Annotated in this window: 11 protein-coding genes; 3 read left to right on the top strand and 8 right to left on the bottom strand. The window is 69.8% G+C overall.

Features of this window, described 5'->3' with window-relative positions; translation table 11 throughout:
• Positions 1–5: 5 nt before the first annotated feature.
• The 5 genes from ACQEV2_RS33595 to ACQEV2_RS33575 are packed head-to-tail and all read right to left on the bottom strand — an operon-like array spanning position 6 to position 4,940.
• The gene (locus ACQEV2_RS33595; protein ID WP_433050036.1) at positions 6–1,610 is read right to left on the bottom strand and encodes a long-chain-fatty-acid--CoA ligase; all 1,605 of its coding nucleotides are present in this window, start codon (positions 1,608–1,610) and stop codon (positions 6–8) included.
• The gene (locus ACQEV2_RS33590) at positions 1,607–2,350 is read right to left on the bottom strand and encodes an O-methyltransferase (protein WP_433050034.1); all 744 of its coding nucleotides are present in this window, start codon (positions 2,348–2,350) and stop codon (positions 1,607–1,609) included. Before ACQEV2_RS33590 ends, ACQEV2_RS33595 begins: the two co-directional genes overlap by 4 nt.
• Positions 2,351–2,363: 13 nt before the next feature.
• Positions 2,364–3,323 (bottom strand): 2OG-Fe(II) oxygenase family protein, encoded by a 960-nt coding sequence (locus ACQEV2_RS33585; protein WP_433050032.1) that lies wholly within the window; start codon positions 3,321–3,323, stop codon positions 2,364–2,366.
• Positions 3,324–3,344: 21 nt separating this feature from the next.
• On the bottom strand, positions 3,345–4,217 hold the full coding sequence (locus ACQEV2_RS33580; RefSeq protein WP_433050030.1) for a CmcJ/NvfI family oxidoreductase: 873 nt from the start codon (positions 4,215–4,217) through the stop codon (positions 3,345–3,347).
• A gap of 9 nt (positions 4,218–4,226) precedes the next feature.
• Positions 4,227–4,940, bottom strand: a complete 714-nt coding sequence (locus ACQEV2_RS33575) for a CmcI family methyltransferase (protein WP_433050028.1) — start codon at positions 4,938–4,940, stop codon at positions 4,227–4,229.
• 205 nt (positions 4,941–5,145) lie between these two features.
• On the opposite strand from ACQEV2_RS33575, the gene ACQEV2_RS33570 reads away from it, so the two are divergent.
• Positions 5,146–5,817 (top strand): sulfotransferase family protein, encoded by a 672-nt coding sequence (locus tag ACQEV2_RS33570; protein WP_433054972.1) that lies wholly within the window; start codon positions 5,146–5,148, stop codon positions 5,815–5,817.
• A 51-nt stretch (positions 5,818–5,868) separates the two neighbouring features.
• On the opposite strand, the gene ACQEV2_RS33565 is transcribed toward ACQEV2_RS33570, so the two are convergent.
• From ACQEV2_RS33565 to lat, 3 genes are all read right to left on the bottom strand, one after another.
• Positions 5,869–6,858, bottom strand: a complete 990-nt coding sequence (locus ACQEV2_RS33565; protein WP_433050026.1) for a 2OG-Fe(II) oxygenase family protein — start codon at positions 6,856–6,858, stop codon at positions 5,869–5,871.
• 16 nt (positions 6,859–6,874) lie between these two features.
• Positions 6,875–18,064, bottom strand: coding sequence for an amino acid adenylation domain-containing protein (locus ACQEV2_RS33560; protein ID WP_433050024.1), 11,190 nt, complete (start codon positions 18,062–18,064; stop codon positions 6,875–6,877).
• 196 nt (positions 18,065–18,260) lie between these two features.
• Positions 18,261–19,631 carry an L-lysine 6-transaminase gene (lat, locus tag ACQEV2_RS33555; protein WP_433050022.1) on the bottom strand — a complete coding sequence of 457 codons (1,371 nt, stop codon included), beginning with the start codon at positions 19,629–19,631 and terminating at the stop codon, positions 18,261–18,263.
• Positions 19,632–19,851: 220 nt separating this feature from the next.
• Between lat and ACQEV2_RS33550 the strand changes: the two genes are divergently transcribed.
• Together ACQEV2_RS33550 and ACQEV2_RS33545 are read left to right on the top strand one after the other, a co-directional pair.
• Positions 19,852–21,081: an aminotransferase class V-fold PLP-dependent enzyme gene (locus tag ACQEV2_RS33550; RefSeq protein WP_433050019.1), complete on the top strand. Its 1,230-nt coding sequence runs from the start codon at positions 19,852–19,854 to the stop codon at positions 21,079–21,081.
• Positions 21,082–21,087: 6 nt separating this feature from the next.
• On the top strand, positions 21,088–22,023 hold the full coding sequence (locus tag ACQEV2_RS33545; RefSeq protein ID WP_433050016.1) for a 2OG-Fe(II) oxygenase family protein: 936 nt from the start codon (positions 21,088–21,090) through the stop codon (positions 22,021–22,023).
• The last annotated feature ends 165 nt before the right edge of the window (positions 22,024–22,188 follow it).

Here is a 22,188-nt window from a genome sequence, read left to right as displayed (position 1 = left end):
GTGGGTCAGTGGTCGGCGTAGCGGCTGCGCAGCAGCTTCTTGTCGAACTTGTTGGTGGCCGTCTTCGGGATCTCGGGGACGAACTCGAAGCGGTCCGGCACCCACCACTTCGGCAGCCGGCCGCGCAGGAAGGACCGCAGTGCGTCGGCTTTCGGCGTGGCGCCGGAGCGTGCCAGCACCACGGCCAGCGGCCGTTCCTGCCACCGGGGGTCCGGCACGGCGACGACCGCGGCCTCCAGGACGGCGGGGTGGTCCATGAGCGCCGACTCGACCGCGATGGAGCTGATCCACTCGCCGCCCGACTTGATCAGGTCCTTGCTGCGGTCCGTGATGCGGACGTAGCCGTCCGGGTCGATGGTCGCGATGTCCCCGCTGCGCAGCCAGCCGTCGTGGAACTTCTCGGCGTTGGCGTCGTCGCCGGCGTTCTCGTAGCTCGTCGCTCCCCACAGCGATCTGACTTCGAGCTCTCCCTGGGTGACCCCGTCGTGCGGCAGCAGCCGGTCCTCGTCGTCGACCAGCCGTACCTCGACGCCCGGTACGGCCAGGCCCTGCGTGTGGTGCAGTTCCAGCTGCTTCTCGGGGGGCAGGGAGGTGAGGCCGCTGCGGACGTTCGTCAGGGCGACCGTCGCCATGTTCTCCGTCATGCCGAGGCCCTGCTGCATGGTCACGCCGCGGTCGGCGTACCGGTGCACGAGGCCCTGCGGGATCGCCGAGCCGCCGCAGACGATGCGTTCCAGGGACGCGAACACCTCTTTGGGCGGGTCCATTTCGTCCAGGGCGAGCCAGAAGGTGGGCACGCCGGCCGACAGGGTGACCTGCTCCCGCTCCAGGGTCTGGGCGATGGCCCCGGGTTCGAGGTGCGGTCCGGTGAAGACCAGGCCCGCTCCGGCCAGGGCGGCCGCGTAGGGCAGCCCCCAGGCGGTGGCGTGGAACAGCGGCGTCAGCGGGAAGATGACGTCGCGTTCGCGGACCGCGAAGGCGTCGGCCGCGCACATCGCGAGGGAGTGCAGGACGAGGGACCGGTGCGAGTGGGCGACGGCCTTGGGGTGGCCCGTCGTGCCGCCCGTGTAGCACAGGCAGGCGGTACGGTCCTCCGCCACGTCTCGCGGTTCGACGGGATCGGCGTCGGCCAGCAGCCGCTCGTAGGAGAGCGCGTCGGCGAACGCCGGGTGCACGTCGCCCCCGTCGGGGATCACGACGAACTCGCGCAGCGACCGCAACCGGGGCAGCAGCCGGGCCAACCGCCCGGTGAGGGAGGCGTCGACGACCATCACGCGGGAGTTCGCGTGGGCCACGACCCATTCGATCTGCTCGTCGGAGAAGCGGACGTTGACCGGCACCAGCACAGCGCCCGCCATCGGCACACCGAAGAACCACTCGAGGTGCCGTGTGCTGTTCCAGGCGAAGGTCGTCACCGCGGAGCCCTGCCCGACGCCGAGGCGTCCGAGGGCGTCCGTCAGCCGTCGGACGCGTTCCTGCAGGGCCGCCCAGGACGTGCCGTGGGGCTGCCCGGCGAGGTCGACCTCGCGGATCTCCTTGGCGGGTGCCACGGTTGCCGCCCGCCGCAGCAGCATGCCCACCGAGAGCCCGATTCCGCCCCGCCCGGTCATGATGCAAGCTGGACGAGGGTCATGCCGTCGTGGACGGTGAGCAGGGCGGCCCGCACCCGGGGGTCCTCGACGACGTGCTTGTTGAACTTGACGACGTCGTGCGCCCAGTTGGCGAACATGCGCTCCACCCATTCCTCGCCCGTCACGGCCTCGTCGGCGGGCGGCAGGGAGCGCGGGTCGAGGACCTCGCCGCCCCACAGGGTGTTGTCGACGACCAGGAGTCCACGGGACCGCAGGAGGCCGCGGGCGAGGATGGTCTCGAAGTAGGAGATGTAGTTCGGCTTGTCCGCGTCGAGGAAGATGAGGTCGAAGTCGCCGTCGACGTTCTGGAGAACGGTGAGGGCCTCGTCGAGCACGGGCTTGATCTTGTGCCCGTGCGGACTGCGCTCGAACGCCCGGGTGGCGACGTCCTGGGCCCGCTTGTCCGCGACGTAGCTGTCGATGGTGACGACCTCGCCGTCGTCCGGCAGGGCCTCGGCGATGGCGACGGTGCCGTGGCCGGTGAAGGTGCCCACCTCCAGCACGCGGTTCATTCCGCCCGTGGTGATCAGCATCTGCAGGAAGGACGTCTGGATGTGCGCGGTCGATATGTCCGCCCACTCGGGGGTGGCCCTCGCGGTTTCCTCGGCGATGTCCTGCAGCTCGGCGGAGACGGGAGAGGAAAGGCGCTCCGCGTACTCCCGGATTCCGTCGCGGAAGATGGTGGGCTTCTTGAAGACGGCGTCGGACCTGTGTTCCATGGCTTCTTCTCTCCTACGACGTGGGGGTGGCGTGCATCGTGACGTAGTTGGTCCCGATCCAGTCCCCGAACGTCGCGGTCTCGCCGTCGAGGGTGTCGACCTCCAGGCCGTAGCCGCGGGCCTTGGGCACGGAGAAGCTGAAGTCGGTGGAGGGGCGCAGGAAGAACACGCTCGAGGTACGGCCGCTGCCCTCACGCATGCCGGCTTCCGGGGACCTGACATGGTGCCGGGGCGCGGGGACGGCGCCCTGGGTGACCAGGGGCGCGATGGCGCCGCACAGCACGATCACGGTGTCCGGGACGTGCGGCAGGTCCACCAGTTCGCCGCCGATCTCGGCCTGGAGGCTGACGAACCCGTTGGCGCACGGCGTCTGGTGGATCAGGGTGATGATGGACAGGTCGTAGTGCGGTGCCATGCGCCGCGGCTCGTGCTCGGCGGCGCGGTGCTCGGGGACCTCGGGGAAGTACCGCAGCCGCAGCACGGGGTCGCAGTCCAGCAGGGTGTCGATGTCCCGACCGTCCGAGCCGTCGTATGTCCCGGTCGCCTCCAGGACGACCTGAGCGGTCTCCCGGGCGGCGGCGTAGAGGCCGACGAAGTAGTCCGTCCAGATCTCCTCGAAGCGCTGCGAGGGGAAGAGGTTGTCGGAGATCCCCATCGAGTACACCATCGAGTAGTCCGTGTAGGTGCCCGTCCTGGTCACCTGGGCCGTGCTCTCGGCCTCCAGCGCGGAGTAGCCGCGGCGCAGGGTCGGGATCTTCGTCGTCACGGCCGCCTTCTCCTCGGGCGTGCCGTGGGCGAAGAAGTCCATCGCCGTGTCGGTGGCGAGTTTGTGGTCCTGTTCGCCCACTCCGCAGTCGGTGAGGTAGAAGACGCCCGCCTCGGTCACACACCTGCGGAATTCTTCCTGGTCATCGCCTTTCTTCAGCGCGGTGAGGCTGAATAGGGGCACTCGGGGCACCGTCGTGTCCGTCATGGTGGCCCGCTCCTTCCCGGATCAGTCGTAGAAAAGTACGGCGCGCATTTCCAGGGACGTTCGGAGATGTCCGCTGTCGGGGCCTTTCTCGTCGTAGAACGCCGTGTGCGGGCACAGGCCGGCCACGTCGGCCGCCCCGGGGCGCTCCGTGCCGTCCGCGGCGAGCGCCAGACCGCGGCTCGCGCTGTCGTAGATCTTGAAGAGGAGGGCCTCGTGGGGTGCGAGCGAGCGCCAGTAGTGCCAGCGGTGGCGGGGGTTGTGCTTCACGGAGTAGTTCTCGCGGTCCTTGAGCCACTCCGGGAACTCCAGCCGGGTCGGGACGAGGTCGGCGGAGAGGTCCAGTGACCGGTAGTCGCACAGGGCGAGGGGGTAGTTGCGGACGGGCTCCAGCAGGGGCCGCCAGACGTTGACGATCTGGAACCTGCCGAAGCGGCGGGCCTCGCCGGCCTGCCGGGCGGCGCGGGCCCGGGCGCTGTTCGGGCTCTGGTCGACGTGGACGCGCTGGTGCGGCGCCTGATGGGGAGTCGCTCCGGAGGGGGTGGCGTCCTGGCGTCGTACGGTGGCGTCGAAGAACTCCACCGCCTCGGCCCCGGTGACGGACGTCAGCAGCTCCGCGGTCTCCCGACGGTACTGTTCGAGGGCCGGCTCGGCTTTCTCCGCCAGGGCCCTCTGGTCGGCCCGTGTGGGGGCCGCGACCATCTCGAACCCCATGGTGTCGAGGGTGGGCCGTACGGCGCTGTCGCGCAGGTCCGTGACGGTCGTCTCGTGCGGGACCATACGGAAGTTGAGGACCACCTCGGGCGGCCGCGACAGGGCGTCGATGCACCAGTCGTCGTCCGGGGCGCCCGGGGTCAGCGGTGCGGCGTAGTGCAGGACGGTCGATACGGCGGACACGGCGGCGGGCTAGCCGTTCGCGGCCGTGCGGCGGAAAACGCCCCGGTCCAGCTGAGGGCTGGCGTTGGCGTACACCATGTCCATGGTCAGCACCTCGCGGAAGGACGCCAGGTACTGCTCCAGCAGGGCCGGGCTGTAGCGGTGCCAGTAGGGGATCATGTCCTCGATGACGAAGTAGTCGCCCTCCTGGAGGAGATGGTCGACCGCCCACCGCATGATGTTGAAGGTGTCGGCGTGCGCGTCGTCGATGAACAGCAGCGGGTGGGCGACGTCGCCGAGCAGCTTCTCCAGCGTCCCGAGATCGGTGCAGTCGGCCTCGTGGAGGGCGATGTCGGTCATCTCGGTGGGGGGAATCTGGCAGCGGGAGAGATCCTGGTCGATCCCGATGACCTGGCAGTCGACGCCCATGAGCCGGGTCAGGTCGCGGAACCAGACCAGGGAACCGCCGCTGTAGACGCCCAGTTCGACGATGGTGCGGGGGCGGAACTCCCACAGCAGGTCGTGGAGGGCCGCCTGGGCCTCGGGGTCCTTGAGCAGGCGCAGGCCCCGCCACTGATAGCGGGCGAAGTCCGGGTAGCCCAGGTCGCGCGGCGCCTGCGCCCACCGGTCGAGCGGCCAGTCACGCGGCCGGTCCGTCAGTACCGGGGGACGGTAGACCGGGTCGTCGCCCAGTCCTCGGAATGCGTTCAGATCCAGGAAGTTCTCGCGAGAGTAGTCGTTCAATGAGCTCTCCCCTGAGTTTGCGCCGCATTTCGGCTCTGCGATGCTAACCAGCTCTCCTCTTTCCGTTCTCTTGGGGCTCTCTCGGGGGCCTCTCCGCGGAATTCAAAGAAGGCTCGAAAAGGGCTGGCAGAAAACGTGCGAGGAAAAGGAAGATATTCGCTGTCGGGTGTTTGCCCAGCGCAGAAGGGAACGATGACCATTGGACGTGATAGGCGCCGGATATGGCCGCACCGGTACGTTGTCGATGCAGGCGGCACTCCAGAGGCTCGGGTTCGACCCCTGTCATCACATGACCGAAGTGATAACGAACCCCCGGCAGATGCCGCTGTGGCAGGAGGCGCTCGCGAGTGACCGGGTGGATGTACGGCGGGTCTTCGACGGGTACCGGGCGACGGTGGACTTCCCCGGCTGCGTCTTCTGGCGTGAGCTGATGGAGGCGTGGCCCGAGGCGAAGGTCGTGCTGACGGTGCGGGATCCGCACCGCTGGTACGCGAGCGCCCGGAAGACCATCTTCTCCCGGCACATGCAGCAGCCGACGGACCCCGACCCGGACGCCGCCGCGTTCGGCCGTTTCATGACCGAGGAACTGCGTCCCCGCATGCTCGACGTGGGCGGCGACCGGCCGTTGAACGAGATGGACGAGGACGAGGCCGTCGCGGCGTTCAACCGGCACATCGCCGAGGTGAAGGCCACCGTGCCGGCCGAGCGGCTGCTGGTCTTCCAGGTGAGCGAGGGCTGGGGTCCGCTGTGCGAGTTCCTCGAAGTACCGGTCCCCGACGAGGAGTTCCCGCACGTCAACGAGGCCGACGGCTTCCACGAGCGGGCCAGGGAGCTCTTCGAGGAGCGGCGGCGGGCGCTCGCCGCGGCGGGCAGCTGACAGGGCGTGGCCCCAGGATCCCGGCGGGTCCTGGGGCCATGCGGGTCGGGCTCAGGTCTGGCCGTTCTTGGCGATGAGCGCGTGGAATCCCTGCTGGAGGTAGTCGCCGTACGCGATCGGCGGGTTGAGCTCCTTTCCGCCGGTGTCCTCGGGGCTGAACGGCTCCATCACGGTGGTGTGCCCGGCGTGCAGGAAGAACGGCAGGGACAGGCGCTCCGCGTTGATGAACTTCACCCGGTGGTTCGGCGCCGGGAAGTAGTCGTTCGTGAGGTAGCCCATGTAGGTGCCGCAGTTCACCAGGAAGTTGTCCCCGGACGTCGGCAGGTCCTGCCAGCCGTCCACCGTCTCGACCTGGAGGTTCTGCACCTCGGTCTGGAACAGGACGGTGATCATCGACACGTCCAGGTGGTCCTCGAAGCTGAGCTTCGTGCCGTCCGGGCCCGTCTTGACCGGCGGATACTCCTCCAGGTAGGGGTAGCGGATCAGCGACACGGCGGACAGCGTGTCGGCCTCCGAGAGCGGGGCCTCGAAGAATTCCTCCGGCTTGCCCAGGGCCAGGGCGAAGCCTCGCATCAGCGTCTTGGAGAGCCGGAACATGTCCCGGTAGTACTGCTCGCAGAACGGCCGGAACCGTTCGTGCCGCTTCTCGTCCGGCCAGATGTTCACCTCGTGCATCGGCGCCCCCGACTTGATCATCGGGTGGTCCTCGCTGAACGACGGGTTCAGATAGCACCAGGACTCGACCGCCTTCTTGCCCTTGACGGCCATGTAATAGCCGTTGCGCACACGCGGGTTGTTCTTGTTGTACGCGTTGATCGCGAGGTCGTACTTCTCCTCCTCGGTCATGGTGCGGTGGAACTCGTTGACCACGTCCTGGAGCAGCTGGACGTCGATGCCGTGGTGGGAGGCGTAGAAGAACCCGGATCCCCGGCAGGCCTTGTTGATCTCCTGCGCGACGCGCGTCTTGCCGTCCGCGTCGCCGCCGAAGAGCGGCGAGATGTCGATCGTCGGCACGTGCGCCGACGGCATCAGGATGGGCATGGAATCCTCCGTTTCGTCAGGCGTCCCGCAGCGACGCCGAGATCCGCTCGCACATGTCGGTGACCAGGCGCTCGTTGCGCACCCACGAGTGATGGGTCTCGCCGCGCAGCGGATGGACCTCGATCGACTCGGCCGGCAGGAGGGTGTCCAGAGCGTTGTACGGGGTCCCGCGGTAGAACTCGAACAGCCGGTGCTGCTGGTCGTCGCGGACGATCTCGTTGGGCTGCTCCGCCTTGAACATCACCAGCCTGCCGAGCCGGTCGGCCAGCCGGTCGAGGTCCTCCCGGCTCGGTGTGTAGTGGTAGTTGATGGGGTCGAGGAGGTCCTCGACCCCGGGGAGGCCGATCTCGGCCGCCGCATGACGCATGTTGAAGTACGAGTCGATGACGAACAGGTTGTCGATCTTCTCCCCCGCGCGCGCCAGCTGCGCCGAGGCCTCCAGGGCCACGATCCCGCCGAAGCTCCAGCCGAGCAGGCTGTACGGTCCGGCCGGCTGCACCTTGCGTATGTGGTCGAGGTAGTAGCGGGCGACGGCCTCGAAGGACTCCATGGGCGTGTGCAGGTGCACGTTGTTGAACAGCACCAGCCGGTGTCCGGGCAGCCGCTGCGCGAGGTTGCTCAGGTAGCTCTCGGCCCCGCCCTCGCCGGGCGGGAAGACGAAGAGGGTGTGCTCCGTGTGCCCCTCGTCGACGAGGATGTACGGCTCGAAGGCGTCCCCGGTGACCGGGGGCCGGCCCGTTTGCGTCCGGCCCGCCCCGGAGCGGGTGACGGTCGCGGTGTGGGCGGCCAACCGCTCCAGCCACGTGTGCAGTTCGCTCGTGAACCGCCGGGTGGTGGCCTCGTCCAGCCGGCTGTCGACCACGGTGACCAGGCGGTCGCCGGCGCATCGCATGGTCACGTCGACGCCGAACTGGTCCGCTCCCCGGTTGCGGTCGGAGAGGTGGCTGCCGGACATGGCCGAGTCGAGCTGCCAGCCCGTCTGCCGGTCCGGTGCCTGCGCTCCCCCGCCGGCTCCCGCGTCGGCGAACCGGCCGAGGTAGTTGAAGCTGACCGGGGCGAGCGGGGCGCGCTCGCTGCCGTACCGGCCGAAGAGGGCGCCGTAGCCGATGCCGTGGTGCGGCACGCGGCGGCAGGCCTCCCTCGTGCCGAGCACGCTGCGGCGCAGGTCCTCCGGATCCGTCTCCAGGGCCAGCGGGTACATCGTCGTGAACCAGCCGACCGTGTCCCGGACGTCGGGCGCCCCCGCGAACCGTTCGCGGCCGTGGCCCTCGACCGTGACGTGGTGGGTCGTCCGGCCGGTGACCGCCCCCAGGGCCAGCCCGGTCGCCGTCAGCAGCAGCTCGTGCAGGGTGGTGTCGTACGCCCAGTGGCTCTCGGTGAGCAGGGTCCGGGTGTCCGACGCGCTCAGCGTGAACTCCTCGCGGAGCGTCGCCGCGCCCTCCACGGCCGACAGCTCCCCCCGCGCCGCGGCCAGTCCGCCCTGGACGTCCTCCCACAGGCGGCGCTCGTCCTCCTCGGGGACGTAGCGGCGCAGCGCCTCGCCCCACTGGCGGTAGCTGCTGGTCTTCTTCTCCAACTCGCCGCCGTGGTACAGGATCTCGAGGTCCTGGGCGAGGATGTGCCAGCTGACGGAGTCGACGATCAGGTGGTGCAGGGCGAACCAGACGCGTGCGGTGCCGTCCTCGAACCCGTGCAGGTAAGCGGCGCAGGCGGTCGGGCCGTGCTCCAGGTCGAAGCCGCTCTGCCACTCGGCGAGTTGTTCGCGGACCTCCGCGTAACGCAGGCCGCTCACGTCGAGTTCGTGCAGGACGACGTCCGGGGTGCCCTCGGCGTAGGACTGGGTGACCTGGGCGGAGGACTGGGTGGCCTCGGCCGCGTCGTCGCCGAAGCCGCTGTAGCGCAGGCGGAACGCGTCGTGGTGGTCGACCAGGCGGGCCAGGGAGTCGCGCAGCCTCGGAAAGTCGAGCGGTGGTGTCCGGACGGCGAAGTTGTGGTTCCAGTGGGCGCGGTCGGCGAGCGGCTTGGCGAGGAACCACTCCTGGACGGGCAGCAGCGGACAGGGGCCGCTCAGCCGTCCCTGCTCCGGCTCCTCCTGGCCGTCGCCCGGCGTGCCGTCCCCGCCGTCCGCCCTGGACAGGACGTTGTCGACGAGCTGCCGGACGGTCGGGAAGTCGAAGACGTCCTTGACGCCGATCCTGCGGCCGGCCTCCCGCTGCACCTGGCTCGCCAGGTGCAGGGCGCTGATGCTGTCGCCGCCCGAGCGGAAGAAGTCGTCGTCGATGCCGACCGTGCCGCCCGGCAGTTGCGCGCTCCACAACTGGCACAGCCGGGCTTCCATACGGCTGCGGGGCGCCGCGTAGGCGGCTCGCCGGGCCGCGAAGTCCGGCGCGGGCAGCGCCTTGGTGTCGAGCTTGCCGTTGACGGTCGTCGGCAGCCGGTCCAGGCGTACCAGCGTCGACGGCACCATGCCCGGCATCAGCCGGGCCCGCAGGCCGGCGAAGATCGCGTCCTCGTCCACGGGCGCGTGGCGGTCGGCCACGTAGTAGCCGACCAGCCGCCTGCCGTCGGGGGAACGCTCGTCCCCGGCGGCGACGACGGCGCACTCCCGCACGTGCGGGCAGCCGGCGAGGACCGCCTCGACCTCGCCGAGTTCGATGCGCAGGCCGTTGATCTTGACCTGGGCGTCGTTGCGGCCGACGTACCGGAGCTCGCCGTCGTGGGCGCGGCGGACCAGGTCACCGGTGCGGTACAGCACTTCGTGGCGCCCCGCGCGGCGCTCGTCCTCGGTCCGGAACGGGTTCGGCAGGAACCGCTCCGCGGTCAGCTCCGGCTGGTTGAGATAGCCGTCCGTGACGCACTCTCCGGCCACGTACAGCTCGCCCACCGCGCCCGGCGGGAGCAGCCGCAGGCCATCGCCGAGCACGTACAGCCGGGTGTTGCCGAGCGGCTGTCCGAGGGCGTTGGCGTAGGGGTCGCCGGGTTCGAAGCGCCGGACGGTGTTGTAGACGGCGGTCTCCGTGGTGCCGTAGGCGTTGAACAGCGGGCCGGCGAACTCGCCGCGGATCTTGTCGAAGTGGCGTTCGTGGAACGCCTCACCGGCGACCAGCACACACCGCAGGCGCGTCAGACGCGCCAGGTCGAGCTGGGTGATCTGCGTCGGCGTGCCGCTCAGATACGTCAGCCCGGCCCGGTCCGCGTAGTCGTAGAAGCCGTCGTCCTCGGCGGGCGGGGACGGCGGCACGACCAGGGTGTGGCCGCCGAGGACGGACAGCACCAGTTGTTCGACGGAGAAGTCGAACACGTAGTTGGCGAGGAACAGCACGCCTTCGCGGGTGGTGGCGGGGCCGCCGAAGTAGCGTCCGGCGAGCTGCTCGCGGAAGCTGTCCACGGCGCGGTGCGGCACCAGCACGGCCTTGGGGCGGCCGGTCGTGCCCGAGGTGTAGATGGCGTACGCCAGGTCGCCGGGCGAGACCTCGGTGACCGGGTTCTCGGTGGAGCGGTAGCCCATCGGCAGCCGGTCCGTCTCCACCAGCACCGGCCGTGCGGCGGCGGGCAGCGTGCGCAGGCGGCCGGCGTGGGCGTGCTCCGTCACCATGAGCCGCGCCCGCGTGTCCTGGAGCATGAACTCGATCCGGTCGTCGGGGTAGCCCGGGTCGATCGGCGCATACGCCGCCCCGGCCTTCCACACCGCCAGGATCGCGGTGACCATCAGGTCGCTCTTGTCCAGCACCAGGGCGACCAGGTCGTTCGGCCGGAGCTGCACGACGGAGCGCAGATAGTGCGCCAACTGGTTAGCACGCTCGTTCAGTTGACGGTACGTCAGCTGCGTGTCGCCGTACACCAGCGCCGTCCGGTCCGGGAAGGCGGCGGCCGTCTCCTCGAACACGGCGTGCAGTGTCCGGGCGGGTCCGGTGGCGGTGGCGGTGGCCGCCGAGCCGGCGGCGGTCAGCAGCCGTGCCCGGCCTTCCTCGTCGACGCCCGTGACCTCGGCCAGCCGGGCCCGCTCGCCCGCCGAGGTGAGCCGGGTGAACTCACGCAGGACGTGCCGGAAGGCGGCGATGAAGCCCTCGGCGCTCGCGTCCTCGAAAAGGGCAGCGGCGTACGTCAGGTTGCCCGCCAGTCCGCCGCCGTCGGTCTCGGTGAGCGTGGCCGACAGGTCGAACTTGGTGGCCGTCCAGCCACCGGCGTCCGGCTTGTGGGCGGTCAGCACCGGCGTTCCGTCGGCCACCGGGGTGGCGTCGGGGCGGTCCGTGACGTTCTGCAGGGTGAAGTTGACCTGCAGGACGGGGTGGCGGCTCGGGTCCTTGTCCACGTCGAGTTCCTTGACGAGCTGCTCGAACGGCAGCTCGCCGTGCACCTGGGCCGCGACGACGTGCTCCCCGACGGAGCGGACGTAGTCCACCAGCGTCGCCTGCTCGTCGACTCGGACCCGCAGTGCGAGCAGGTTCGCGAAGAAGCCGACCGTGCGGTCGAACTCCGGGCGCCCACGGTTGGCGGAGGGGGTGCCCACCACGAAGTCGTGCTGTCCGGTGTGCATGGCCAGCATCAGGCACCAGGCGCCGAGCAGCACGCTGTAAAGGCTCACCCGCGCCGAACGGGCCAGCGCCCGTAGCGCCTGCACGGTCTCGTCGTCCAGCGCGAACTCGATCTCCCGGCCGCGGTAGTCGAACCGGGCGGGGCGCGGGTGGTCGAGCGGCAGCTGGATCGTCTCGAACCCGGCCAGCGCGTCCGTCCAGAACTCGGTGAGCTCCGCCAGCCGGCGACCGGTCAGGTACTGCCGCTGCCACACGGCGAAGTCGGCGTAGGTGCCGCGCACTGTGCCGAGGTCCGCGGCGGGCACCCCCCGCAGCAGGGCCGCCAGCTCCTGGCGGAGGACGTTCCACGACCAGCCGTCGAAGCAGGTGTGGTGCAGGACGAGACTCAGGTACAGGCTGTCGGGGTCCGTGGCGAGCTCGAACAGGTCGGCTCGCAGGGGCAGTTCCTCGTGCAGGCGGAAGACGTGGCCCTCGCAGCGCACGAGCCGCTCGTCCAGCTCGGCGGGCGTGCCGACCGTGTGCACGGCCGCGTGGAACAGGGCCTGTGCTGCGTCCTCCGGCAGCGTGTACTGCCGGCGGACGCCGTCCTGGTCCGTCCTGAGCAGGGTACGCAGGGCGGGGTGGCGGCGCAGCAGCGTGCGCAGGGCGTGGTCCACCGTGTCCCGCGACACCGTGTCGTGCAGCGGGATCCGCAGCGCGAACGGGATGTTGTAGGCGGCGGTGCCGCCCTCGAACTCGTCGATGAACAGCAGGCGTTCCTGCGCGAGCGACACCGGAGGGCGGCCGGCCACGGTCGCGGCGCGTCCGGCGGTCTGCTCGGCGTTGCCGTCCTCACCGTCGTTCGTCCGCGCCGCCATGTCCCGGATGTGCTGTGCCTGCGCGCCGAGGGACGTGTGCTGGAGCACGGTCCGGACACCGAGGCCACGGCCGAAGCCGCTGGTGATGGCCTGCGCGAGCGCCATCGCCCGGATGCTGTCGCCGCCGAGCGCGAAGAAGTCGTCGTGCACGGAGATGCGGTCCGGGGCGACGCCGAGCACCGTGGCCCAGATGCCGCACAGCTTGACCTCGACGTCGTCGGAGGGGGCGACGTACTCGCTGCCCTCGCCCGCCCCGAAGTCCGTCTCGGGGAGCCGCCCTGTGTCCAGCTTGCCGCTGGGGGTCACGGGGATGTCCGTGATCCGCAGGACGCGCGCGGGCACGATGGCCTCGGGCAGCTTCCTGCGCATCCACTCCTTCACGTCCTGCTCGTCGTGCTCGCGGTCGCCGATGTAGAAGCCGACGAGGTACTTCTGCGCCGCCTCGAAGCCGGACCCCTGGTGCTCACGGGCGATCACCAGGGACCTGGTCACGCCGGGATACGACGACAGGACCGCCTCGACCTCGCCGAGTTCGACGCGCTGGCCGCGGATCTTGACCTGGAGGTCGGTGCGGCCCAGGCACTCCAGCTCCCCGTCCGGCAGCCACCGCACCAGGTCGCCGGTCTTGTACAGCCGCGCGTTGCGCCCGGCCGCGCGCTCCTCGGGCGTCTGGAACGGGTTGTCGATGAACCGCTCCGCGGTCAGCTCCTCGCGGTTGAGGTAGCCGCGGGTGACACCGACGTCACCGATGTACAACTCGCCCATGCCGCCGACCGGAACCCGCTTCATCGACTTGTTGAGCACGTAGGCCGTGGTGTTCGCCACCGGGTGGCCGATGCTCTTCGTCGAACGGCGCTCGTCCACCGCCGGGTACGGCCGCTTGTGGCTGGTGATCGAGATCTCCGTCGGGCCGTACCCGTTGATGATGGTGCCCGGGAAGCTCCCGCGGATCTTGTGGAACACCGGCTCGGTGAAGTCCTCGCCGATCGCGTCGATGCGGGTCAGGGACGTGGTCGTCGAGTAGTCGTACAGCGACAGCACCGACGGTGTTCCGGAGAGGTAGGTGACCTTCTCGTCGTTGATGTACTGGTACAGGCGCTCGGCGTCCGTGCGCATCGTGTCGTCGAGCACCACCAGCTTCTGCCCGTTCAGCAGCGCGTCGGTCATCTGCTCGACGAAGTGGTCGAAGACGTAGTTGGAGAACGACAGCAGCGCCTCGTCGCCCTCGCTCTTGTCCAGCGAGAACAGCTTCGCCAGGGAGACCTGGAGGTTGACGACGCCGCGGTGCTCGACCAGGACGGCCTTGGGGTTGCCGGTGGTGCCGGAGGTGTATATGGCGTAGGCGAGGTCGGTGCTCGTGACCTCGGTGACCGGGTTCTCCGGCGACCGGTAGCCCATCGGCAGCCGGTCCGCCTCCACCACCGGCAGGCCCTCCGCGGCGGGCAGCGCGCGCAGCCGCCCCGCATGGGCCTCGTTGGCCACCACCAGCCGCGCACGGGTGTCCTGGAGCATGAACGCGATCCGGTCGTCGGGATAGCCCGGGTCGATCGGCACATACGCCGCGCCCGTCTTCCACACCGCCAGGATCGCGGTGATCATCAGCTCGCTCTTGTCCACGACGAGACCGACCAGGTCGTTCGGCCGCAGCTGGACCACCGAGCGCAGATAGTGCGCCAACTGGTTGGCCCGCTCATTGAGCTGACGGTACGTCAGCCGGGTGTCGCGGTAGACGACCGCGATCTCGTCCGGCCAGGCCGCGACCTGTTCCTCGAAGAGGCCGTGCAGGGTCTTGTCGGCCGGGAAGTCGACCTGGGTGCGGTTCCAGGCGTCGAAGCGCTCGACCATCGCCGGCGACACGAGCTCCAGGGCGTCGACGGGCCGGGTGATGTCCTGCGCCACCTGGGAGAACAGGGTGTGGGTGACATCGAGCAGGGTGTCGATCGTGGCGTCGTCGAAGAGTTCGCCCGCGTACCACAGGGTGACCGTCAGTTCGTCGCCCTCCTCGCGGGCCACGACGGCCAGCGGGTAGTCGACCTTGTCGGCGTCGTACGCCTTCTCGAAGCGGAGGAGTTCGTCGTGCTCCTCGGCCTCCTCCAGGAGCCGCGGGTAGTTCTCCAGCACCAGCAGCGTGTCGAACAGCCGGCGTTTCATCCCGCCGGTCTGCAGCCGGCCCAGCTCGACCGTGCTGCGGCCGTTCATGGTGTTCACGACGGACTGGATGCCGGCGATGGCCGCGCCGACGCTGCGGCCCGTCTGCTCGTCGTGGTCGACGACCAGGGGCAGGGTGTTGATGTACAGGCCGACCGAGTTCTCGATGCCGTCGACGTGCAGATTGCGGCCCGAGACGATCGTCCCCACCACCGTGGTGTCCCCACCGCCGATCGCGTACAGCACCTTGTGCCACACGAACTGCAGCACCGAGTGCAGGGTGACGGAGTGAGCGGCGCACAGCGACTTCAGCGTGGCGGTCAGCTCCGCGCCGAGGCCGAGCTTCTTCGTCCGGTGTTCGCGGACGTGGTCGTAGTCGCTCAGGTCGACCTGGTAGCGGATGTCCTCCTTGAGCAGCCCGTCGAAGTCACCGCGCTCGTCGATGCGCTCGATCTGCCGCAGCCAGTGGTCGACGTGCTCGTCGCGGTGCTCCTCCCAGTACCGCTGGGCGGCCGCATAGGCGTGGTCGACGTCCGGCTCGATCTCGGCGCCGCGCAGCAGGGCCAGGTACACGCGGTGGACCTCGTCGTGCAGGACCGGCAGGCTCCAGCCGTCCAGGACGAGGTGGTGGCAGCTGAAGATCAGCGAGTACAGGTCCTCGCGCTGCCGGATCAGATAGACCCGGAACATGCGGCCCTCGGCGGGATCGTACGGCTCGGCCCGGTCGCGCTCCTGCAACTCCTTGATACGGGCGTCCTGTTCGGCCGGGTCGGTCACGTCGGTCAGGTCGACGAACCGCCAGTCGAGGGGCCGGTCGTCGGGGTCGATGATCTGGAGGGGTTCCTCGCCCCACTCGAAGCGCAGCCGCAGCGCGGGGTACTTGTGCTGCGCGTGCCGCCAGGCCCGCCGCATCAGGTCGGGGCGGATCGGACATCGGTAGCGGTGCACCGACTGCATGACGTAGGCGTCGTCGCCGTGCCTGCGCTTCAGGGCGTGGTACAGCAGGCCCTGCTGCAGGCCGTTCGCGCGCAGGCGTACGGCTTCGCCGTCGGCCGCGGACGGTGCGTGAGGCGCGGACCGTTCGTGGGCCGGGCCGAGTTCCGGCTCGGGCTGCGTGCCCCGCTGCCGGTCCAGGTGGTCCGCCAGCTCGGTCAGGGTCCGGAGGGTGAACACGTCCTCCACGCCGACGAAGACGCCGAGCCGCTGCCGCACGCGGGCGATGAGCAGGATGCAGGAGATGCTCTGGCCCCCGAGCCGGAAGAAGTCGTCCCGGTCGCCGATCCGTTCCGCCGGCACACCGAGGACCTCGGCCCAGATCTCGCGCAGCTGCTCCAGGACGCCGTCCGCCGCGCGTGCCGTGGAGATCGCCGGTGCAGTGCCCTCCGCGGAGATCGCCGGTGCCGCGCCCGAGCGGGCGAGGTCCACCTCGGGCAGCGCACGCCAGTCCACCTTGCCGTTGACGTTGACCGGGATGCTGTCGAGGCGCACCATGCGCGCCGGGACCATGATCCGGATGAGCCGCTCCTCCAGGAAGGCCAGCAGGTCCTCCTCGGTCACCTCCGCCGACGGCTCGGTCGTGTAGTACCCGACCAGATGACGGTCGCCGGCCCCGCCCGCCCCTTCGCGGGCCACCACGGTGCACTTGCGCACGCCCGGGTACTCGGTCGCCTGCGCCTCGATCTCCCCCGGCTCCACGCGGACGCCGTTCAGCTTGAGCTGGAAGTCGCTGCGGCCCATGAACTCGACCTCGCCGGAGGGCAGGACCCGGGCCAGGTCACCGGTCCGGTAGAGGCGGGCGTTGCGCCCCAGCAGCTTCTCCTGCGCCGACTGGTACGGGTTCGGCGTGAACCGCTCGGCGGTGAGGTCGTCGCGGTTGAGGTAGCCCGGGGCGATGCCGTTGCCGCCGATGTACAGCTCACCGATGGCGCCGATCGGCAGTTGCTTCAGGTTCTGGCTCAGCACGTACCACTTCACGTTGCGCAGCGGCCGGCCGATGCTGCGGTCCGGGCGCTCCGTCACTCCCGGCCCGAACTCCTTGACGGCGGTGACGAAGGCCGCCTCGGTGAAGGCGTACTCGTTGATGACGCGCCCGGCGAACCGCTCGCGCAGCTGCCGCAGCCCGGCCGCCGTCAGCTCCTCACCGACCAGCAGCAGCTTCTTCAGGCTCGTGCAGCGCCGCAGGTCGAAGTGCTGGAGCACGGATCCGGTGGCGTTGAGATACGTCACGCCGTGCTGCTCGATGTACGCGGGGAACCGGTCCGGGTCGAGCCTGACCTCCTCCGGGACGATCACCAGCGTCTGGGAGTTGATGAGCGCGATCAGGGTCTGGCGCAGGTGCGGTTCGAAGACGTACGCGGCGAAGAGCGCGACCCGCTCCTCGCCGGGCCGGCGCATCTCGTAGCGGTCGGACAGGTCCGTGATGCTGTTCACGACGCTGTCGTGGTACTTGGGAACCCCCTTGGGGACGCCCGTGGTGCCGGAGGTGTAGGTGACGTAGGCGAGATCGCCGCTGCCCAGGGACAGCCGCGGCTTCTCCCACGGCGCGCCCGTGGCGCCGTCCTGCCGGCCGAGCACGGTCTCGATCTCGATGACGCGCACACCGGCGTGCCCGGCCCCGAGGATCTCCTTGAGCCGGGCCGCGTGGTGGCGGTTGGTGACGATGCCGGTCAGGCCGGTGTCGCCGACGATGAAACGGACCCGTTCGGCCGGGTAGGCGGGGTCGATCGGGACGTAGGCCGCACCGGACTTCCACAGCCCGAGCGTGGCCACGACGCCCAGGTCGCTCTTGTCGAGGTACATCCCGACCAGTTGCTGCGGCCGCACCCCCATTTCCGGCCCGAGCAGCCAGTGCGCGAACCGGTTGGCGCGCTCGTCGACCTGACGGTAGGTCAGCCGGGTGTCGCCGAAGACGACGGCCTCCCGGTCCGGCGACCGGTGCACGGCGTCCTCGAACAGGTCGTTGAGCCGCTTGTCCACCGGGAAGTCGCCATCGGTGGCGTTCCACTTGTGCAGCTGCTGGCGCTGGTCCTCCGACACCAGCTCCACGGCGGCGACGCGCTGGGCGGGACGGCCGAGGAACTGGCCGAGCACCTCGCGTACGACGTCGAGCACGCCGGAGATGGTCCGGTCCTCGAACAGCTCGTCCGCATAGGCCATGGACCACTGCAGATGTCCGTCCGTCTCGACGTCCCGGACGACCACCAGGAGCGGCGACGACGGCAGGTCGGCCAGGGCCACGTCCTGGTCGGCGAGCACGAGCAGCGCGTCGAACAGACCGCGTCCCAGCACCTCGTCACCGGTGACGTACGCGTCCTTGCGGCGCACGTCCTCGCCGAGTACGCGCACCGCCTCGCGGCAGGTGAGCCGGGCCTGTTCGACGTGGTCGACGATGACCGGAAGCACCCGGGACTGTGCTGCGCCGTCGCCTTCCGAGGCGTCGACGAGGGCCGCCACCGTCCGGTTCCCGTGGCCGTACGCCCGCATGACGCCGTGCAGCGCGGCCAGCGCGAACGCGGCGACCGACACACCGCCGTCCTCGCGCAGCGCGGTCTTCAGCGCGGTGTAGTCCTGCCCGCCGATGCGCAGGTCCTGCCGCTTCGTCGCACGGACGGCGGGGTCGTCGTCCCGCACCGCGATCTTGTTGCGCCACTCGTCCTTGAGGAGCATCTCCAGATCGCAACGCTCGCTCGATACTGCTGCAATGCGGGCAGACCAGTCCGCGGCAGTCGTCGGATACGGTGCTGACTTCATACGTGGGCTCTCCGTCGTACAGGATCTGTGCGACGCACGGCGGGGGCCGGGGCCGCCGCAGGGCCGCGAAGGTCAGAGAACGTGGTCGGGACAGGGCCTGTCCGGCGGCGGATCAGGCCGGCTGCAGCGCCTGGAGGCTGTGGGCCAGCGCCTCGAGAGCCTGGTCGATCTCGCTCTCGGTGATCGTCAGCGGCGGGCGGAAGCGGAGGCTGCGCTCGCCGCACGGCAGGGCGATGACGTGGTGGTCGCGGTACATCCGGCGCAGGACGTCGTCGCGGAGGTGAGCGTCGGGCAGGGTGATCGCGCACATCAGGCCGCGGCCGCGGGCGTTGCTCACGAGGGCCGGGTACTCGGTGGCCAGGGCTTCGAGGCCGTCGCGGAGGTACTTGCCGCGCTGTACGACGGTGTCGAGCAGCTGGGTGCTCTCGATGGTCTCGAGGATGCGGGTGGCCCGGACCATGTCGGCGAGGTTGCCGCCCCAGGTCGAGCTGATCCGGGAGGAGACGGCGAAGACGTTGTCCGCGACCTCGTCGATACGGCCGCCGCCCATCACCCCGCACACCTGCGTCTTCTTGCCGAACGCCACCAGGTCCGGCCGCAGACCCAGTTGCTGGTAGGCCCAGGGGGTGCCGGTGATGCCGCCGCCGCTCTGCACCTCGTCGAGCACGAACAGGGCGTCGTGCTCGTGGCAGAGCCACTGCATCGCCCGGAGAAAGCCGGCGCTCAGGTGGTTGTCCCCGCCTTCGCCCTGGATCGGCTCGGCGACGAAGCAGGCGATCATCCCGTCCGCGGCACGGAAGGCGGCCTCGGCGGCGTCCAGTGTCCGCTGTTCGGCCTCCCGGTTGGCGGGCCCATGGGCGCTGGTCGGATGCCGCAGCGCAGGCGTCGGGAGCCGGGGCCAGTCGAACTTGGGGAAGCGGGCGGTCTTCGCCGGGTCGGTGTTCGTCAGCGACATCGTGTAGCCGCTGCGGCCGTGGAACGACCGCTCCAGGTGCAGCACTTGGAGGCGGTTCACGCCCTCCTCGTCCAGGCCGAGCCGCTGCGCCTTCCAGTCGAAGGCGGCCTTGAGTGCGTTCTCCACCGCCAGCGCGCCGCCGTCCACGAAGAACAGGTGCGGCAGCAGCGGGTCGCCGAGCACCCGGGCGAACGTCTCGACGAACCTCGCGTACGGGACGGTGTAGAGGTCAGGGTTGGACGGCTTGTTGACGGCTGCCGCGGCGAGCTCCCGCATGAACTCGGGATCATCGGTAATGCAGGACGGATTGATACCGAGCGGCGCGGAGGCGAAGAAGGAAAAAAGGTCGAGATAGCGGTCGCCCGTCACAGCGTCGACCAACTGCGTGCCGTGACTTGCGGACAGGTCGAGAACGATTTCATAGCCGTCGACGAGCACATGACGCCGAAGCGTACGGTGCACGTCACGAGCGTTCAGATTTTCCGTTTCCAAGAGGCCTGACTCCGGACAACGTCCCTGTTCACCCATGTGCGAAGACTCCTGTAGTGAACCGGATATTCTGGACCGCCCATGCTATGCGGCAGCCCTCTTGAGCCCCTCTCCCAGCTCTCTCGCATTTCTCTCCGCAGAACTTTCGACACTTTCCGAGGAATTCTCATTTCGTGAGCGGAGGGCAGCTGCTATTGTCCGACGCGTCGATCAAATTCCGGCGGTACCGATATTCTCCGAGTGCGCGGGAGATCACGACATGGCCTTTGCCGACTGGGCCGATGCCCGCGGCCGCATGCTGCTCGATCCCACCGTCGTCAACCTCAACACCGGCTCCGCCGGGCCGCTGTCGCGCAGCACCTTCGAACGCGTCACCGAGTTGCGTACCCGCCTCGCCCGCGCACCGATGGACTTCCTGCTGCGCGAACTCCCCCCACTGCTGTGGCGGGCCCGCGCACACCTGGCCGGCTTCCTGGGCGGCGACCCGCACCGGCTGGTGCTCACGACCAACGTCACCGGAGCCGTCAACCTGGTGGCGTCGTCGCTGCCCCTCGACGCGCCCGGCGAGATCCTGCTCACCGACCACGAGTACACGCCGATGCGCTGGTGCTGGGAGCGGACGGCCCGGCGGCAGGGCCTGACGATCAGGACGTTCCGGGTGCCGACGATGCCCGCCGATCCGGGCGAGATCGTCGATGCCGCCGTCGCTGCCATGACGTCACGGACCCGGCTGCTGTTCTTCAGTCACGTCCTGTCGACGACCGGACTGGTGCTGCCCGCCCGGGAGTTGTGCGAGCAGGCCCGCCGCCGCGGGATCGTCACCGTGATCGACGGAGCCCACGCGCCCGCGTTCCTCGACCTGGACCTGGCGGACCTCCCCTGCGACTTCTACGCGGGCAGCGGCCACAAGTGGCTCCTCGCCCCCACCGGGGTCGGGTTCCTGCACATCGGTCCCGGGCAGGAGGACAGCCTGGAGCCGACGCAGGTGAGTTGGGCGTATCACCCCCCGGCGGGGAGCGGACCGCCGGACGAGCCCGACCGGTTCGGCAGTACGCCGCGGCTGCGCAGGCTCGAGTGCGAGGGCACCCGCGACCTGAGTCCCTGGCTGGCCGTGCCGGAGTCGGTCGACTTCCAGGCGCGGCTCGGGTACGCCAGGATCCGCTCCCGCAGACGCGAGCTGACCGACCACGCCCGCCGGCGCCTGACCGACTGGCAAGGGCTGGAACCTGCCACGCCCGAGGCTCCGGCCCTGTCCGGCGGCATGGTGGCGTTCCACCTTCCCGCGACGACGAGCGCGGACGAGCTGCGCCGAGCGCTCTGGGAGCGCTTCCGGATCGAGGCGGCGGTGGCCGACGGGCCCGAGCGGCCGTCGCTGCGGATATCGGCGAACTTCTACACCACCGAAGCCGAGATCGACTACTTGGCGGACGCACTGAAGGAGCTTCTTTCCCCCGCGTCGTCGACCACCGCGTCACGTAAGGAGAGTTGAGTGCAGATGGACACGACGGTCCCCACGTTCAGCCTGACAGACCTTCAGGCCGGGCTGCATCAGGACGAGTTCCGCCGCTGTCTGGCGGAGAAAGGCGTCTTCTACCTGTCGGACAGCGGGCTGTCGGAGGCCGACCACAGGTCCTCCAAGGACGTCGCCGTCGACTTCTTCGACCACGGCACGCAGGAACAGAAGCGGGCCGTCACCGCCAAGGACCCCACCATCCGGCGCGGCTTCACGGGACTGGAGTCGGAGAGCACCGCGAAGATCACCAACAGCGGCTCCTACACCGACTACTCGATGTGCTACTCGATGGGGACCTCCGGCAACCTCTTCCCCACGCTGGACTTCGAGCGTATATGGACCGGCTACTTCGACCACATGTACGACGCCTCCAAGGAGGTGGCGCGGCAGGTCCTGAAGACGACCGGTACCGAACCGGACGGCGGTGTCGAGCACTTCGTCAACTGCGAGCCGGTGCTGCGGTTCCGGTACTTTCCGGAGGTTCCCGCGCACCGCAGCGCCGAGGAGGAGCCCCTGCGGATGGCGCCGCACTACGACCTGTCGACGGTGACGCTGATCCAGCAGACGCCGTGCCCCAACGGGTTCGTGAGCCTGCAGGTCGAGGTGGACGGCACCTTCGTGGACCTGCCGGCCCGGCCGGACCGGGTTCTCGTCTTCTGCGGAGCCGTCGCCACCCTCGCGACCGGCGGCCGGGTTAAGGCCCCGCGCCACCATGTCGCGGCGCCGCGCCGGGACCAGATCGTCGGCAGCAGCCGTACGTCCAGCGTCTTCTTCCTGCGCCCCAACGCGGACTTCACGTTCTCGGTCCCGTTGGCCCGGCAGTGCGGATTCGACATCAGCCTGGACGGCGACACCGCCACGTTCCAGGACTGGATCGCGGGCAACTACGTCAACCTCCGTACGAAGACCAAGGCGTAGGGCGGCCATGAGCACAGCGTCAGTCAGCAGCACCCACGACGTGAGGGGACTCCCCAACCGCCCCTACGCCGGTCCCAGGCGCCGGTCTGTTCGGCCCGCGCGCCCGACGCCCCGGCGGACGTCGACCGGGCCCTCGACACCGCGCACACCGCGTTCCTCGCCTGG

This window comes from Streptomyces sp. CA-251387, from assembly GCF_050936625.1.
Taxonomy (GTDB): Bacteria; Actinomycetota; Actinomycetes; order Streptomycetales; family Streptomycetaceae; genus Streptomyces.
Note: the sequence above shows the minus strand (reverse complement) of the source record. Positions and strands in the feature narration are given on the sequence as shown.

What these genes read in the sequence shown, in the direction of transcription:
- ACQEV2_RS33595 (WP_433050036.1), bottom strand. Translation starts at nt 1,610, where the DNA reads ATGACCGGGCGGGGCGGAATCGGGCTCTCGGTGGGCATGCTGCTGCGG.
- ACQEV2_RS33590 (WP_433050034.1), bottom strand. Translation starts at nt 2,350, where the DNA reads ATGGAACACAGGTCCGACGCCGTCTTCAAGAAGCCCACCATCTTCCGC.
- ACQEV2_RS33585 (WP_433050032.1), bottom strand. Translation starts at nt 3,323, where the DNA reads ATGACGGACACGACGGTGCCCCGAGTGCCCCTATTCAGCCTCACCGCG.
- ACQEV2_RS33565 (WP_433050026.1), bottom strand. Translation starts at nt 6,858, where the DNA reads ATGCCCATCCTGATGCCGTCGGCGCACGTGCCGACGATCGACATCTCG.
- ACQEV2_RS33560 (WP_433050024.1), bottom strand. Translation starts at nt 18,064, where the DNA reads ATGCTCCTCAAGGACGAGTGGCGCAACAAGATCGCGGTGCGGGACGAC.
- lat (WP_433050022.1), bottom strand. Translation starts at nt 19,631, where the DNA reads ATGGGTGAACAGGGACGTTGTCCGGAGTCAGGCCTCTTGGAAACGGAA.
- ACQEV2_RS33550 (WP_433050019.1), top strand. Translation starts at nt 19,852, where the DNA reads ATGGCCTTTGCCGACTGGGCCGATGCCCGCGGCCGCATGCTGCTCGAT.
- ACQEV2_RS33545 (WP_433050016.1), top strand. Translation starts at nt 21,088, where the DNA reads ATGGACACGACGGTCCCCACGTTCAGCCTGACAGACCTTCAGGCCGGG.